This window comes from Treponema peruense (assembly GCF_016117655.1).
GTDB classification, from domain to species: domain Bacteria; phylum Spirochaetota; class Spirochaetia; order Treponematales; family Treponemataceae; genus Treponema_D; species Treponema_D peruense.
In genome coordinates this window covers 2424283-2439536 of sequence record NZ_CP064936.1, presented here as the reverse complement: position 1 = coordinate 2439536, position 15254 = coordinate 2424283, and the positions used below count along the sequence as shown (strand labels likewise).

14 protein-coding genes are annotated in these 15254 nt (G+C 43.7%); 7 read left to right on the top strand and 7 right to left on the bottom strand.

The window, feature by feature from the left end:
- Positions 1-175 precede the first annotated feature (175 nt).
- Positions 176-1531: an NADP-specific glutamate dehydrogenase gene (gene gdhA, locus IWA51_RS11200; protein WP_177528392.1), complete on the top strand. Its 1356-nt coding sequence runs from the start codon at positions 176-178 to the stop codon at positions 1529-1531.
- A 95-nt stretch (positions 1532-1626) separates the two neighbouring features.
- Here the strand turns inward: gdhA and IWA51_RS11195 are convergent, their stop codons facing one another.
- The 7 genes from IWA51_RS11195 to cysS all read right to left on the bottom strand — a co-directional run bounded on the left by IWA51_RS11195 (position 1627) and on the right by cysS (position 9587).
- The gene (locus IWA51_RS11195; RefSeq protein ID WP_198442481.1) at positions 1627-3372 is read right to left on the bottom strand and encodes an AMP-binding protein; all 1746 of its coding nucleotides are present in this window, start codon (positions 3370-3372) and stop codon (positions 1627-1629) included.
- Between the two features lie 295 nt (positions 3373-3667).
- Entirely contained in the window at positions 3668-4261 is a 594-nt protein-coding gene (locus tag IWA51_RS11190; protein ID WP_177528390.1) for a glucosaminidase domain-containing protein, read from the bottom strand.
- A gap of 11 nt (positions 4262-4272) precedes the next feature.
- Positions 4273-5004 (bottom strand): UMP kinase, encoded by a 732-nt coding sequence (pyrH, locus tag IWA51_RS11185; RefSeq protein WP_177528389.1) that lies wholly within the window; start codon positions 5002-5004, stop codon positions 4273-4275.
- Between the two features lie 46 nt (positions 5005-5050).
- Positions 5051-6751, bottom strand: coding sequence for a transglutaminase domain-containing protein (locus tag IWA51_RS11180; RefSeq protein ID WP_198442480.1), 1701 nt, complete (start codon positions 6749-6751; stop codon positions 5051-5053).
- A gap of 1 nt (position 6752) precedes the next feature.
- On the bottom strand, positions 6753-7463 hold the full coding sequence (locus IWA51_RS11175) for an anti-sigma factor family protein (protein WP_198442479.1): 711 nt from the start codon (positions 7461-7463) through the stop codon (positions 6753-6755).
- Positions 7447-8007 (bottom strand): RNA polymerase sigma factor, encoded by a 561-nt coding sequence (locus tag IWA51_RS11170; RefSeq protein WP_177528386.1) that lies wholly within the window; start codon positions 8005-8007, stop codon positions 7447-7449. Before IWA51_RS11170 ends, IWA51_RS11175 begins: the two co-directional genes overlap by 17 nt.
- A 47-nt stretch (positions 8008-8054) precedes the next feature.
- Positions 8055-9587, bottom strand: a complete 1533-nt coding sequence (cysS, locus tag IWA51_RS11165; RefSeq protein WP_177528385.1) for a cysteine--tRNA ligase — start codon at positions 9585-9587, stop codon at positions 8055-8057.
- 40 nt (positions 9588-9627) lie between these two features.
- Here cysS and murB point away from each other — a divergent pair, with 40 nt between their 5' ends.
- The 6 genes from murB to IWA51_RS11135 all read left to right on the top strand — a co-directional run bounded on the left by murB (position 9628) and on the right by IWA51_RS11135 (position 15074).
- A complete protein-coding gene (gene murB / locus IWA51_RS11160) occupies positions 9628-10584 on the top strand; it encodes a UDP-N-acetylmuramate dehydrogenase (protein ID WP_198442478.1) in 957 nt (318 codons plus the stop codon).
- Positions 10585-10702: 118 nt separating this feature from the next.
- Positions 10703-11893 (top strand): Crp/Fnr family transcriptional regulator, encoded by a 1191-nt coding sequence (locus tag IWA51_RS11155; RefSeq protein WP_230402659.1) that lies wholly within the window; start codon positions 10703-10705, stop codon positions 11891-11893.
- A complete protein-coding gene (locus IWA51_RS11150; protein ID WP_198442476.1) occupies positions 11883-12437 on the top strand; it encodes a hypothetical protein in 555 nt (184 codons plus the stop codon). Before IWA51_RS11155 ends, IWA51_RS11150 begins: the two co-directional genes overlap by 11 nt.
- Positions 12437-12946 (top strand): DUF192 domain-containing protein, encoded by a 510-nt coding sequence (locus IWA51_RS11145; RefSeq protein WP_198442475.1) that lies wholly within the window; start codon positions 12437-12439, stop codon positions 12944-12946. Before IWA51_RS11150 ends, IWA51_RS11145 begins: the two co-directional genes overlap by 1 nt.
- Positions 12947-13036: 90 nt before the next feature.
- Positions 13037-13891: a PilZ domain-containing protein gene (locus tag IWA51_RS11140; protein WP_198442474.1), complete on the top strand. Its 855-nt coding sequence runs from the start codon at positions 13037-13039 to the stop codon at positions 13889-13891.
- A gap of 28 nt (positions 13892-13919) precedes the next feature.
- Positions 13920-15074 (top strand): tetratricopeptide repeat protein, encoded by a 1155-nt coding sequence (locus IWA51_RS11135; protein WP_177528379.1) that lies wholly within the window; start codon positions 13920-13922, stop codon positions 15072-15074.
- The last annotated feature ends 180 nt before the right edge of the window (positions 15075-15254 follow it).

The following is a 15254-nucleotide window of genomic DNA, read 5'->3' as shown; positions in this document are numbered from 1 at the left end:
CAAAAAGTTTTTGAACTGACTCTGAAACTTTCTGTATTTTAAAGTCTTATGTTAAAGGTGTCAACTGTAAAGAAATTCTTGTTTTGAGCCGTAAAAAAACACTATTCAAAATCAAAAAAATAGTTTAGTATAGTTAAAGTCATTGCAAATAATTGCAGGACTAGGGGTTACACTTATGGAATATACAATTAAGAATGCTTACTGCAAACGCGTATGGGACGAAATCAGCGTTCGCTATGCAGATCAGGGACACTTTCTTCAGGCTGCAGGTCTTGTACTTGAGACAATTTCACCTGTTGTTGACAAAATGCCGGAACTCGAAAAGAACGCTGTTCTGGAACGTTTTGTTGAACCTGAACGCATTATCATGTTCCGCGTACCTTGGACAGATGATCAGGGTAAGCCTCATGTAAACCGCGGATTCCGCGTACAGTTCAACAGCGCAATCGGACCTTACAAAGGAGGTCTTCGCTTTAGTCCTGAAGTTGGTCTTGATGTTCTTAAATTCCTTGGATTCGAGCAGGTTCTTAAGAATTCTCTTACAACTCTTCCAATGGGCGGCGGAAAGGGTGGTTCTGACTTTGATGCACACGGAAAGAGCGATGCCGAAGTTATGCGCTTCTGCCAGTCTTTCGTAACAGAACTTTACCGCCACATCGGTCCTGACACAGACGTTCCTGCAGGAGACAAGGGCGTCGGTGGCCGAGAAGTTGCATATATGTTCGGACAGTACAAGAGAATTACCAACCAGTATGTTGGTGTTCTTACAGGAAAGGGACTTTCATTCGGCGGTTCACTTGCACGTACAGAAGCTACAGGTTACGGACTTATCTACTTTGTTGAGTGTATGCTTGCAAAGATTGGACAGGACTTCAAGGGAAAGACAGCAATTATTTCTGGAGACGGAAACGTTGCCCAGTATGCTGCAGAAAAACTCATTCAACTTGGCGGAAAACCGCTCACACTTTCTGACTCAACAGGATACATTCTTGATGAAGAAGGAATCACAGCAGAAAAGCTTGCATACGTTAAGGAATTCCGCGCCAACCACGAAAAGGTAGACGCTTATGTAAAGAAGTTCCCGAAGGCAAAGTTCTTTAAGGGTGAAAAGCCGTGGGGCGTAAAGGCAGACCTTGCTCTTCCGTGCGCTACACAGGATGAAATCTACCTTGAAGATGCACAGAAACTTGTTGCAAACGGAATAAAACTGGTTGCAGAAGGTGCAAACATGCCTACACGTGCAGAAGCCATTGAATACTTCCAGAAGAACGGTGTAATCTTTGCTCCTGGAAAGGCTGCCAATGCCGGTGGTGTTGCAGTTTCAGGTCTCGAAATGAGCCAGAACAGCGAGCGCCTTTCATGGTCTTTCGAAGAAGTAGATGCAAAGCTCAAGCAGATTATGACAAATATTCATGACAACGCATATGAGACTGCAAAGAAGTATGCCACAGAAGGTGACTATGTTGCAGGTGCCAATATCGCAGGATTTGTAAAAGTTGCAAATGCTATGGTAGCTCAGGGCCTTGTCTGATTTTAGTCCATACTGAAAAAAAACGGCAGTTTGATTGCGAGAGTATTCGCCTTCAAACTGCCGTTTTTGTTTTTTAAGTGCATTGCCTGTAAGCTTTATTTTTTTGAAACCTTTGACTTCAGGTCGTAAAGATAGCGCTTTATTTTCTGGCTGGCTGTCTTTTCAAACTTTGTTACGGACTGAACCTTTTCTATGTGGGAACTTTTGTTTACCTTTGTGTTTACAAAGTACTGTATTTCTCCAAGAATAGCTTCTTTCTGGTACGCAACATCGCGCGCAATTTCTTCTGCCTGACGCTGAGCCGCTTCTGCAAAGCCTTCAATTTTATCTTTAAGAGTGCGCGCTTCGGCTTCTTTCTGAAGCTTTTCTTCATCAAACTGAACAAGTGCTACAAGTCCGTTGTCTGCTTCTACAACAAGCGACTCTGAGACAAGCGGGTGCTGGTTAAGAATGAATTCAATGTCTTCGGGGTAAATGTTTTCACCGCTGGGACCAAGAATCATATTTTTGCTGCGCCCCTTTAACGAAAGTCTTACGAGACCCTTCTTTTTTTCAAGGGTACCAAGGTCTCCTGTTTTGAACCAGCCGGGCCCACATTCATCGCTTTCATCAGTAAAGGCGGCTTTTGTAAGTGTCTCGTCTTTGTAGTAGCCTTTCATAACGTTCGGACCCTTTGCAATAATTTCTCCTACACCGGTTTTAGGGTCGGGATTAAGCACTCGCAGAGTAACGCCTTCAAGAACAATTCCTATTGTACCGGGAATGGTTATTTTAGGACCGCTTCCGGCAAGAAGTGGAGATGTTTCGGTAAGGCCGTAGCCTATTGCGTAAGGGAATTTTGCGTCCTTAAGAAATTTTTCCACTTTGAAGTCAATTTTTGCCCCGCCTATTCCAAAGAATACAACATGTCCGCCGAAGGTTTTCATGATTTTTTTGCCGGCTATTCTGTGCAGAATCTTCTGAACAGGGCGTATTTTGTAAAGTGCAGATATAAACGCATTTGACGTGAACTGGGGAAGCACTTTGTTTTTGAAGATTTTTTCCATTACCAGCGGAACAGAACATATTATGGTAGGCTGAACCTTTGCAAAAGCCGGAATGAGTGCACTTACTACCGGTGGTTTTCCAAGATAGTATACACACGAACCGTTCATCATCTGCATGGTAAAGCCGATTGTAAACTCGTAGACATGAGAAAGCGGCAGGAATGACAGACAGCGGTCCATTTTGTTTACGCGGTGAATTGTCTGTCCCTGAACAGCTGTCCAGACAAGGTTTTTGTGGGTAAGTTCGACGCCTTTGGAGCGGCCGGTTGTTCCCGAAGTGTAGATTATAGAAGCGGTATCTTCCTCTGAAACATTGCATTCCGGCAGCGGCTTGTGTATAAAATCTTCGATTGAGCCTTGAGCGCCTTTTAAAATCTTAAAATCGTCAAGCCTTATTACAATAGAAGGCATTCCGTTCTTAATATTTTCTATGTGGGAATAAAGTTTTTCTTCTACAATTATTGCGTCTACCCCGCAGTGAACAAGAATAGCTTCTATTTCTGAAGGCGAAAAGTCGGGCAAAAGCGGAACTGCAGTCATTCCGTAGTTTACTATGCCAAAGTAAGCTTCTCCCCATTCAGGGCGGCCTGTTCCGTAAAGTGCTATTTTTGAACGGGGCTTAAGTCCGAGGGCTGCAAGCATTCTGCCCACGTTTTCGCTGTTTTGTGCAAGCTGTGCATAAGTTACTTCTTTTTGGCCAATCAGTGCAAGTGCCGGTCTTGATGCGAATTTTTTGAGTGAATTTTTAAGTAGGGAAGGAAATGTGTACGATCCCAAGTCCTGTATAGTTTCCATAAAAACCCCGGTAAATTAAGGCAATCTCTAAGTTGCTATAATATCGCGACTTAGAACATCGTATTTTCAAAGTTAGCTCTAAAAAATGCAATTTTTAGAACTTCCCTTAAGATAACTGCACTCCATTAGGGGAAAGTCTGCAACGCAAACCTTAAATAAAGAGACCGTCGGCAATCGAGAGGCTCTTTATTTAAATATACAACAGTTTTCTGTAAAGGATATTAAAAAAACTGTTGTTTTTTATATTATATGCAGTCTGGAACAGAATTTACGGGGAAAAACAGGTGCGGGCTGGTCAGAACTTTTCCAGGCGTGAAATGAGGTTTTCGAGTTTTACGGCATAAGAAGGATCTGCAGCCCATGTTCCCGAAAGACCTGCAATTGTCTGTGCTTTTCCGCGCGGTTTTACATATTTGTATCTGCGGTCAATGCATTCATTTTTGAGTATTTTGTCTTCTGTAGTTGCATATGCGTGCAGATGCTGGATGTGAGCCCTGACTCCGTCCCTTTCGGTAAGAAATACTTCGCCGCGCTGTGTTTCGTCTATTGCGCCTAGCCCGCAGTAATTGTGCATCTGCGGGGTAACCAGTCCTCCGAATCTTAAAAAGCCTGTTTCAAGACACATCTGGACAAAAGCGCAGTCGCTGTTTATTCCTTCTTCTGCCGCTTCCTGTATGTAAAGGGTAGCCATTCTTTTAACCGTGGCTCTGTCTGCATCAGGATTTTCAGAAACAAAGAAGTTGTACAGTTCGTTCTGTGTTTTTATACCTTTCCCAGCAAGGTTGCGCGAAATTTTTTCTTCCGGCTGGCCAAGACTTACACATCCCGACAAGAGCAGAGCCGCAAAAAATGCGGATGCCAGAAACAGTATGCTTTTTTTTACTGACATTCGCTTTTTCCTTATTTTATTGTGCTGCCAATATAATCAGAGCCGTCAAGAATAGACTTTATGTTGGGAATATTTTTTCCACCGGCACAGATTACAGTAAGTCCAAGTTCCTGCGCTTTTTTTGAAGCAATCGGGTCAAAAGGACAGTTTTTTCCGGGAACCCATTCATCCCCGACCATTTTGCGGAATTCAGCCCAGGAAATATTGTCTATAGGCTTTGCATCGGGATTTTTGCGCGGGTCATCGGTGTAGACTTTTTCTATATTTGAAAGATTTACAACTGTATCTGCAGCAAATCTTTCTGCAAGAAGGACAGCGTCGTTGTCAGTGGAAAATCCGGGTTTCCAGCCTGCAGCAACAAGAATGCGTCCTTTAAAGTCAGAAACGGCTGTCGGGTCGGTAACAACATCCTGCGGACACAAAGGGCCGAATACAGTCTTGAGAATCTGTGCGTTAAGTCTTGTGGCCATTATTCCAAGCCAGTCGCAGGCATAGTTAAGTGCATCGGTATCGGCGAAAGATGCATTCTTTTTCTGGATACTGCTGAATCCTTCTGCTACTTTTTTGTAGGAATTCTGGTAAATTCTTGCAGGACCGCCGCCACCGGCAACAAGAATAAGCCTGGCATCTTCGTTGGCATCGAGCCATTCCGTTACCATTTGTGAAAATTCAAGAAGAAAACCTGTGTCCGGTTCATTCGGTGCGATTATTGAACCGCCTACGCTAAGTACTTTTGTTCTCATACAATCCTCTTTATGTAAAAAAATCTGTTGACTTTATAGATGTCCTTTAGTAAATGCCGATTATTGCAGGGTTATTCCAGAGTGAACTGTAGCTCGAGACAGTACTTCCCGCTTCTTCCCAGATAGACTGAAGAGCATATGTACGCGGCCTGAATACGGTTTTTCCGTTAATAAACGCGGGCTTTATCTGGTGCCATCCCCTGCTGAATGCCACGTGCTGGTTGTCCATATTTCCAAAGTAGAATTCCGCGGGGTTTTTTACAGAACTGAATGCCTTGAATTCAAGCCCCGCTCCCAGAGCAGGATCAACAGGCATCCAGCCGAAGTCTTCAAAATAAACTTCACTCCACCAGTGTATTTTTGCAGAAGAGTTGCTTTCTACAATTACACCGCTCACCGGAATAGAAGGAATACCCCGGGCCCTGCAAAGTGCCGTAAAAAGAATGGCAAAGTCGTATGCGTCGCCGGTTTTTCTTTTTGGAAGATCCAGTGCAGAAACATTGCCGGTACGGACTTTTTCGTTGATTGAATAGTTTTCTATCATGAAATTATAGATTAACTTTGCCTGGGTATAAGGATTTTTTTCCCTGCCAACAATTTTATCCGAAAGGGCAAGAACTTCTTCATCACCGGACTGAACACATTCATCAGGTGTAGTAGCCGAAACGTAAAGGGCAGAATCCGTATTTTTGTAGGGCCTGATATTTTTGGGAATAATTGAAGATTCTATGCGCCTTACTTCAATGACAAAAGTCTGGCTGAAGCGCTCCTTGTTGTTGATTATGTGGTTAAGCTGCCTCTGGTGGATTATTGTATAAGGGTCATCTTTGATTAAAGGCTCCGGATAGTAGTCGTTAAGAACGGCAGAAGGCTGCATTGCAGAAACAGGCGGCCGCGGCATGTAAAGTGCCACCGGTGAATCCTGACCGGACTCATTGTTTGAAATATCTGCCGTAATCTGAACAACATACGTTCTTTTGCTGCCGAAATTCTTTTTACCGGCGGGATAGTTAAGCATGATTTTATAGTTTTCGCAGACACCTTTTTCGGTTTTTACAAAAATGCTGCCCGAAGCGGCACCGTCAGGAACTCTTACGCGTATTTCATTGTCACTCCAGAATTCATAGTCAAAGTTTGCAGGGTTTGCCTGAATAAAAACGCCTTCCTGTTGAGAAGAAGATGCAGTTTCTGAAGACTGGGATTCCGCGGCAGAAGTAAAGAATACGCCCGAAGTTCCCCGTGTTGTACCGAAATTTGATCCTGTAATTGTAAGAACCTGTCCTGTGGCGGCTCCCGAAGAAGGTTCAACACTTGTAATGGAAGGGAGCGTTGTGAACGGATCTGCCCTTACTGCAACCGGAATACCTGTTTTGTTTGCAAAAAAGCTTGGCTCAGAACGGCCGGCCGAAGTTCCTACAACAACAAGCCCGTCCTGTACGTTGGAAGGAATTGCAATCCTTATCTGCGTGTCGCTCCATGAAACATAGCCTGAAGATGTAACTTTTGAGTCTGCTATTTCTACAAAGGAAGTTCCCCTTGTGTTTCCAAAGCCGCTTCCTTCTATTACCATCATGTCCCCGGGAGCTCCGACGGGCGGGTCTATGTGGCTGATTACCGGTTTTTTTGTTACGTTTCTTCCGATTATGGCGGTAAGAACGATGGCAATACAGATAACCGCTGCCCATGTTACGGTCCGGACAGCGGGTGATTTTTTGAGAAGCTGTTTATAGTTTAGAAAAAAAGACACTTTAGTTTCCTGTCACGAAGGTAATGTTTGCAGTCGGACTTGATATATAGAAAGAAAATCCACGCGGTGTTTTTGACAGGGAATTATTATGTTCATCCTCGAATACAGGACTGAAAACATCATAACTTGCAAATGAAGGACTTGTAGATTCTGTCTTTGCATAAGGAATTGAATTCAGCCCCGGAATTGCAGATACAGTCATGGGAATTGCCCCGGAAGTATTTTCGCGGCTGCCCAGCAGGTTTGATAAAGTAGTTGTATCTATTTTGCCGTCTGTTCTTATATGCTGAACAGGGGATGAGAGGGATACCCTTGCAACAGGTGTGAAGTCAGAAGCAGGAGCGTGCGTTGTTTTTGCTGTTCTTACAGGAATAACGACTGCAAAAACTGCTGCTGCCGCAATACCTGCAGCAATGTATTTTACCGTGTCACGGAATTTGATTCCGTTTGAACTGCCGGAGTTTGCCTTTGCTATTTTTGAGTAGGAGAGTCTTGCCTGAAGTCTTTCAAAACTGTCGTTCATGGCGCGGCTGTCCAGAGTGATATTGCTACTGTCTGCTTTAAAAACAGAATGCAGATTTCTGAGGAGTGCCAGTTCGGCTGCACATTTTGGACAGTTTTTTACATGAGCTTCATATTCAGCAATGTAAGCTTCGGGAAGTTCATTGTCTATATAAACAGAATGGATGTCTTTTTCAGGGCAGGTATACATCTTCTTCTCCTATAAGTTTTGTCAGTTGCTCTCTTGCGCGAAAAACTCTTACCTTAACATTTCCTTCGGAAATTCCGAGCTGCTTGCCGATATCTTTGTAATTCATTTCTCCGTATTCGCGAAGAACAAGAACTTCCCTGAGATTATCGGGAAGCTTCTTGAGTGCCGAGAGTGCTATATTCTGGGCTTCCTTTTTAAGCAGATCAACTTCACCGCTGTCCATCTGCTGCCGGCCTTCATAAAGAGCCTTGTGGTAAGCCTTCGCTTCTCTCGTTTTTCGCTTTGCATAATTCAGCGAAGCATTTTTTACGACACGTATGAGCCAGAATTTGGCATCATCCATAGACGGAAAAACCATTTTTTTCTCATTTGCCTTGATGTATGAGTCATGCACCAAGTCTTCGGCAGCTTCTTCATCATCCACAACTTTGTATGAGATTTTGAACAGAAGCTGCATCGTGGCATCGTAAACTTTTCTGAAATCTTTCGGATCTGCACAATTAATGCTTTGTTCCGTAAGATTTCCTTTATTAAGAGAAAACACAATAACCCCTTTAGGTTACAATTGGGAAGTTAAAAAAAAGCAATTTTTTATTTTCTTTCCCAAACCGGACCGTTCGGAGTGTCTGTTACGACAACTCCGCGTGCGTCCAGATTTCTGCGGATTTCATCTGCCCTGGCAAAGTCACGCGCTTTCTTTGCTTCTGTGCGTTCCTTTACAAGAGCGTCTATTTCTGCGGCTTCAGAATCTCCTTCGTGTGAGACAGCTACTGTTCCGTTGCAGACAGGAGTCTCTTTAAGAAGTGCCGCGGCAGACTTTACAAGGGCAAGTCCTGTAACGCTGTCCATTCTTCTGATAAGTTCAAGTGCTTCTGATGGTTCAAGACTCTGGTCTTTTACACATTTCTGAAGGCGGCTCATGGCAACCGGTGTAGAAAGATCATTTTCTATTGCAACTTTGAATTCGTTGATATATTCTGCTGCCTTCTGTGAAAGTCCCGAACAGTCTGCGGCTTCTCCCTTTTTGTACGTTTTTTCTGCGTTAAGGGCGCTTATTCCGCCTGCTGACTGTGCAATTTTTGCAACTCTCTGAACAAGAGCCTGTCTTGCGTTTTTTGCACCGTCCATTGCATCGTAACTGAAGTAAATCTGCTTTCTGTAGTGTCCTCCAAGAAGGAAGAATCTGTAGTCCAGCGGATTGTATCCCTTGTCTATTAACGACTGAAGCGTAAGAAAGTTACCGCTTGATTTTGACATTTTTGCACCTTCCCCTGCTTCTGCTGCTTTTTTGTCTTTTGCGATTACAAGGAATTCGTTGTGCAACCAGTAGTTGACCCATTTGTGTCCTGTAGCGCCTTCGCTTTGTGCAATTTCATTCGTGTGGTGAATGGGAATATGGTCTATTCCGCCTGTATGAATGTCAAAATGTTCTCCAAGATATTTCATGCTCATTGCAGAACATTCGATGTGCCATCCCGGATATCCTCTTCCCCACGGGCTGTCCCATGTGAGTGCCTGGTTTTCGAACTTGGATTTTGTGAACCAGAGTACAAAGTCGTAGGGAGAGCGCTTGTTCTGGTCTACGTCTATTCTGGCTCCGGCTTTAAGGTCGTCAAGGTTTATGTTGGCAAGCTTTCCGTAGTCGGGGAATGTGCTTACGTCAAAGTAAAGGTTTCCGCCGGCCATGTAAGTGTGACCGTTTGCTTCTATTCTCTTGATGAGTTCAATCATGTCGGGAACATGTTCTGTGGCTTTGCAGACTACATCGGGTCTTATTATGTTGAGCCCGTCCAGATCTTTGAAAAAGGCATCGGTATAGAATTTTGCTACTTCAAGAACAGATTCGTGCCTTTCCTGGGCGGTTTTGAGCATTTTGTCTTCACCGGCGTCGGCATCTCCAGTAAGATGTCCGATGTCAGTTATATTCATGACGTGCTTTTTGTCGTATCCAAGGAAAGTAAGGGTTCTGTCCAGTGTGTCCAAAAAAACGTATGCCCTTAAGTTTCCGATATGTGCATAATTGTATACTGTTGGACCACAGCCATAGAATCCTGCGAAGCCGGGTGTAATAGGCTTAAAATCCTGCATGGTGCGGCCCATAGTGTTATAAAGACGTAATCCCATTTGTTGCCTCCGGTTGATTCTTGCTATATAATGGTAAAATATGAGCAATAGCATACGTGAAATAGGCGAAAATATCAAGAACTCGCAGAATTTCAGGGGACGGGTAAGCTTTGACGAGCCTCTTTGCAATCATACGACAATGAAGGTCGGAGGACCAGCCGCACTTTTTCTGGAACCGGCTGACACTCTTTCTGCGGCAGAAGCTTTCCTGAAATGTTTTGAAGCTGGGGTGCGCGTTTTTGTTCTTGGCGGTGGAAGCAATATAGTTGCCTCTGATGACGGGTTTTGCGGCGCCGTTATTTCTACAAAACTTATGAACTCTGTTACCGACGAAGACTTTGTTCTTTGCTGCGGTGCCGGTGCAAAAATAGATTCTGTACTTGAATATTGTGCACAGCGCGGAATAGGGGGACTTGAAACATTTGCCGGCCTTCCCGCAACCTGCGGAGGTGCTGCCTACATGAACGCACGCTGCTATTCCGTGGATTTTTCTGAACTTATAGACCGCGTGGAATATATTGATCTTAACGAATTGTCACAAAATTCAGGCGCAAATGTTGAATGCTGCGTAAAAATGTATCATAATACAGGTAACGGTAAAGAATGGGATTACAAACTTTCTCCTTTTATGGGCAAACGTACTGTTATTACCAGAGTTTATCTTTCTGGAAAAAAGAAGGACTGCAGCGAAATAAAGGCTGAATGCGAAAAGTACATTCTTGACAGAACCCAAAAAGGGCATTTCAGGGCACCCAGCGCGGGAAGCGTATTCCGCAATAACCGTGAATTCGGCAGCCCGAGCGGTGTTCTTGTTGATGAGGCAGGTCTTAAGGGTGTTTCTGTCGGAGGAGCGCAGATTGCACCCTGGCACGGAAACTTTATTATTAATACCGGAAAGGCAACTGCTTTTGATATAAAAAGTCTTGTAGAACTGGCTGAACAGAAGGTTTTTGAAAGAACCGGATTCAGAATGGTTCCTGAGATTATTTTTCTATAGGGCAAAGTAAAATTTGCCGATTTTGAATATGAGGAATCTCTGAAAAGAACGGAATTCAAATTTTTGGAGGTTGCCTGTATACTATCTTTAGGCAGGAAGGTGATTTATTTTGCTTCAATTGTCTTTTGTTAATTTCAGACAGAATTCGTATATTCTCGTAGAGGGAACTCCTGCTACCGACAGATTTTTTATTATTCAGAGCGGCCGTGTAAAGTGCTTTCATGAGCTTTCAATTCCCGGAAGTGTTCCTGCAATTCTTGGACCGGGAGACTTCGTAGGTGTTATTCCGTGTATGTCGGGACATGCCCAGACAGAAAGCGTCGTGGCACTTACAAACGTTGTTGCCATTATGGTAAGAAAAGACCAGTATCCTGAACTTATCATGAAAAATACGCCTGTTGCCATGAAGATTGTGCGCGCTTTTGCACATGACATGCGTTCACTCAATGATAATCTTACAAAAATTACCCTTAAAAAAACAATCATTGACTCTCCCGAAGAGTTGTTCAAGATTGCCGACTACTATGAAAATTCAGGGCATACAGACGTTGCAACTTACGGGTATTATCAGTATCTGAAGGAATGCCCGCGCGGACCAAAGTCAGAAGATGCAAAAAGACGTTTTTCTTCGTTAAAGCCACGTTCGAAGGCTGTTTATTTTGAAGCGACGAATGAACTTGTGCGTTCTTACCCGCGCGGCACGATGATTTTCTCTGAATGCCAGCACGGTTCGGATATGTTTGTTATACAGGAAGGCTCTGTGAGAATTACAAAAGTTGTTGATCATGCCGAAGTTACGCTGGCTCTTCTTAAAAAAGGCGATATGTTCGGCGAAATGGCGCTTCTGGAAAACAAGCCGCGTTCTGCAAGTGCAATTGCCCATGACAACTGCCGCCTTATGACCATAAACCGTGCCAACTTTGACCAGATGGTTGCCACGCAACCGCAGATGATTTCAAGGCTTACAATAATGTTTGCAGACCGTCTGTGGGGGCTTTACAGACAGCTCGTCAATACGCAGTTCAGGGAGCCGCGCGAAAAGATGATAGACATGCTTGCGCTTCAGATAGAAAAACAGAAAATTAATGCTGTACGCGGAATGACATTTATGACCGACCTTACAATTTCTGATCTGGTGAACCTGTGCGGACTTCCGCCTGAATATGAGGCTCAGGCAGTGTACCAGCTGCAGTCTGACCAGAACGTAAGAATTGTTGACGGCAAAATCAATATTCCCGATGTAATGGAACTTATAAGACAGGCGGCATTCTACCGCAAGCAGAATAACCGGCGTGCAAATGAGCAGTAGTTTATTCAGGCGGACGGCGGTTTTCTTTATAGTTCTTCTGGCTTCTTTTTACGTCGCTGCAAAAGACAGCCTGCCCTCGGGTTACAGAAAGATTAAGCTTGGCATGACTGTAGAAGAAGTCAAAACTGCCCTTAAGGCCGACTATCAGTTTGGTTACAGGGGCGAACGTGATGTTTCAATGCTTCCGGGGCGTGACCGCATTCTTATAGAAACAGATACTTCGCGTACAGCACCGTATTCTTTTCTTGAAAGATGCTGGTTTCAGTTTTATGAAGACAAACTCTATACGATTACAATAAATCTCAGACAGGATAAAATGGATCATTATTCCGTGTTTTCGGCACTGTGCGACAAGTACGGAAACCCGTCTGAGTTCAACCCCGAAAAATCTGAATGGAGCGACGGTTCTGTCATTATGGCACTGGAACGCCCTCTTACCTTAAAATATACCGACAAGACTGTTTTTGACACTCTGCGTGAAAATTCCTATGTAAACAAGTCTGCACAGGAAATGTCGCGGGAGCAGTTTCTGGAGGGACTGTAATGTTTTCTTTGATTAACGGCGTGCGCGCAAGGACTTTTGTTGCTTTGGTGCTGTTTTTGTTTGTGACAGTATTCAATTCTTCGTGCAGCGGACGCAAATTCAACCTGCCCAAAAAAGAACTTTCTTTGACCGATAGCCGCGGTAATACGGTAAAAGTAACCGCCGAGATAGCTTCTTCTGATGAAGAGCGCAATTACGGCTTTATGAACAGAAAGTCTATTCCCGACGGAACAGGAATGCTTTTTGTTTTTGAAAACGACAGGACTCTAAGTTTTTGGATGAAAAACACGCCGCATCCGCTTTCGATAGCTTATATTGATTCCACCGGAAAAATTGCAGATATTTTTGACATGGTTCCGTTCAGCCTGTCGAGTGTGGTAAGTACACGGTCGGTAAGGTTTGCGCTTGAAGTTCCACAGGGATGGTTTGAAAAAGAGGGGATTTCTGAAGGAAGCCGTGTTCTGTTTGCAGACGGGACTGCTTTGAGGGATTATTCCGCAGAACGCTGAAAATTGCCCTGTTTTTTGGATTGTGCGTTTTAACATTAATTATTCGTGTTTTGACTTTACGCAATCCCTTTTATAAATTATAATTATAATATGTCTATAGTTACAACTCAGCTTAATAACCGATATTACAAGGATTATTTGAATACTGAGGTTACATTTACAAAAGATATTATACGCACACTCAAAATGGATCCGAGACAGATTTACATTAAGTGTGCAGGTTCACAGTGGCCGTGTATAATCAATTCCACTTCCTTTACAACCGCAAAGATTATTCTTGGAACAAAGGGCGGCGCTTACGAAGTTTTGTCAAAGAAAGATCCGCCGCCGTTGAGTGTAAGGTTCAGTTTTTACCAGCAGGACGGGCAGTTGATGAGCTTTTTTGTTTCTGGAAAAGTTTATACAATAAAAGAGTATGCCGGAAGCAGTGATCTGGTTATTGTTACCGTTCAGTATACACAGCGCCCGCCGGAAGATCTTATTGGAATGCTGGGACATCTTCTTGACGCAAATGTAAATTATTTGAAGCGCAGGGAAGACAGAATTCCCATTACTGCAGAGTCTTTGAGAAAACTTGGAATTCCAAAGAAGGAAAGTATTATATATATTCAGAATGTTCCGCGTCACTGTATTCTTTCTGATATTTCGTTCGGCGGGGCAAAAGTCATTCTTATTGGAATTGCGCAGTATCTTATCAACAAAACAATTTCCCTTCAGCTTGAATTTGATGAACCGCACGAAGTTATTACGCTTACTGGAATTATTACTTCGACTGAAGCCGTTGAGGGACGCAAAGATATTCTTGCAGCCTGCATCAAATTTGATGATTCTTCAATAACTCTTTCATATAAGATTCATATAAATAATTATCTTACTACAATGAGAAAGGCCGAACTTAATACGACGTTTGCAGATGACCTGCAGCAGGCGGCGGGTGCGGTTTGACGCTAAAATTCAGCATACAGGACAGATTATGAACTCAAAAAATCCACTTGATTCGGTTTATTTTATAAAAATGCCCGAAGAATTCAAACTTTCTGTGCATGACATTCATCTTGACCCGCAGATTATGCTTCCGGTTCAAAAGAAGGAAACTGACGCGCCGGGTAACTTTAACATGCAGGAACTTTCCCAGGAACAGATTCTGGCTGGAATTCTTACGGTGCTTGCCTATGACAGGCAGAATCCCAATCTTGACTATTACCGCACTCTTATGACAGAGGCCCGTCCGGGAATCAAAAAGGAACTGGCGGAGGCTGCAATTCTTAAGACGCGCAATGAAGACTGGGACCTTGCCGAAGAAATATGGATGGCCCTTCACGGACTTTCTCCAGAAGACAAGGCCGTTGTTCTTAATATGGCACTTTTTTTTGACCAGAAGGCAGACAGTTACAGAAAGTCTTCGCTCAACGAAGATGCCGACGCCTATGACGACACTGCGCTCAATTACTATAAGGATGCAATGGACAGCGATCCTGAAATTCCGGACGCTTTTTTTAACGCGGGTTTCTTTTATCTGAAGAAGCGGCTCTACGCAGATGCAAAGGGCTGTTTTGAAAGTTATCTGGCTCTTACTTCTGACGCAAAGGATGAAGAACTTGGCGACAACGGAGTGTACAAGAGGGAAAGGGCGCAGGAAGTTATAGACAAAATTTCAAACAGAAATCTTGAAAACGACAGATTCCACAATGCTTACGAACTTATTGCCGGCGGTCAGGAAGAAAAGGGACTTGAAGAAATACGCAAATTTATACGCGACAATCCTGCAGTGTGGAATGCATGGTTCCTTTTGGGATGGGGACTGCGCCGCCTGGAACGCTTTGAGGATGCAAAGCAGGCTTTTGAAAAGGCTCGCGAATGTGAAGGCGGTGATGAAAGCGCAGACACCCTTAACGAACTAGCCATTTGCCAGATGGAAACAGGTGAACTGGATGAAGCGCAGGACAGTCTTAACCAAGCTCTTGCTTACGATCCCGACAATACAAAGATTATAAGCAATATGGGATATCTGTGTCTTAAACTGGGCGATGAAGAACAGGCTAGAAAATTCTTTATGACGGTTCTTGAAATAGACCCGGGCGATAAAATTGCAAAGATAGAACTTCAGAAACTCGAAGCCGAAGTCTGACCGGGTTACACAGCATTTTGCTAAGAGAAACTCTCCCGGTCGTCCGCGGAAACCGTAAACCGGCCAATATTGGCCTTGACGTGATTTTTGCTAGGAAACTATTGTATGTCGCTTCGCGACAGCAAAAAATCAAGTCATTTCCGATTCCCGCGTCCTCCCTACGAGTTTCTTATTAGTATA

Excerpts from the sequence above, each read along its gene's own strand:
- gdhA (WP_177528392.1), top strand. The coding sequence starts at position 176 with ATGGAATATACAATTAAGAATGCTTACTGCAAACGCGTATGGGACGAA.
- IWA51_RS11195 (WP_198442481.1), bottom strand. The coding sequence starts at position 3,372 with ATGGAAACTATACAGGACTTGGGATCGTACACATTTCCTTCCCTACTT.
- IWA51_RS11190 (WP_177528390.1), bottom strand. The coding sequence starts at position 4,261 with ATGTCAGTAAAAAAAAGCATACTGTTTCTGGCATCCGCATTTTTTGCG.
- pyrH (WP_177528389.1), bottom strand. The coding sequence starts at position 5,004 with ATGAGAACAAAAGTACTTAGCGTAGGCGGTTCAATAATCGCACCGAAT.
- IWA51_RS11175 (WP_198442479.1), bottom strand. The coding sequence starts at position 7,463 with ATGTATACCTGCCCTGAAAAAGACATCCATTCTGTTTATATAGACAAT.
- cysS (WP_177528385.1), bottom strand. The coding sequence starts at position 9,587 with ATGGGATTACGTCTTTATAACACTATGGGCCGCACCATGCAGGATTTT.
- murB (WP_198442478.1), top strand. The coding sequence starts at position 9,628 with ATGAGCAATAGCATACGTGAAATAGGCGAAAATATCAAGAACTCGCAG.
- IWA51_RS11150 (WP_198442476.1), top strand. The coding sequence starts at position 11,883 with ATGAGCAGTAGTTTATTCAGGCGGACGGCGGTTTTCTTTATAGTTCTT.
- IWA51_RS11145 (WP_198442475.1), top strand. The coding sequence starts at position 12,437 with ATGTTTTCTTTGATTAACGGCGTGCGCGCAAGGACTTTTGTTGCTTTG.
- IWA51_RS11140 (WP_198442474.1), top strand. The coding sequence starts at position 13,037 with ATGTCTATAGTTACAACTCAGCTTAATAACCGATATTACAAGGATTAT.
- IWA51_RS11135 (WP_177528379.1), top strand. The coding sequence starts at position 13,920 with ATGAACTCAAAAAATCCACTTGATTCGGTTTATTTTATAAAAATGCCC.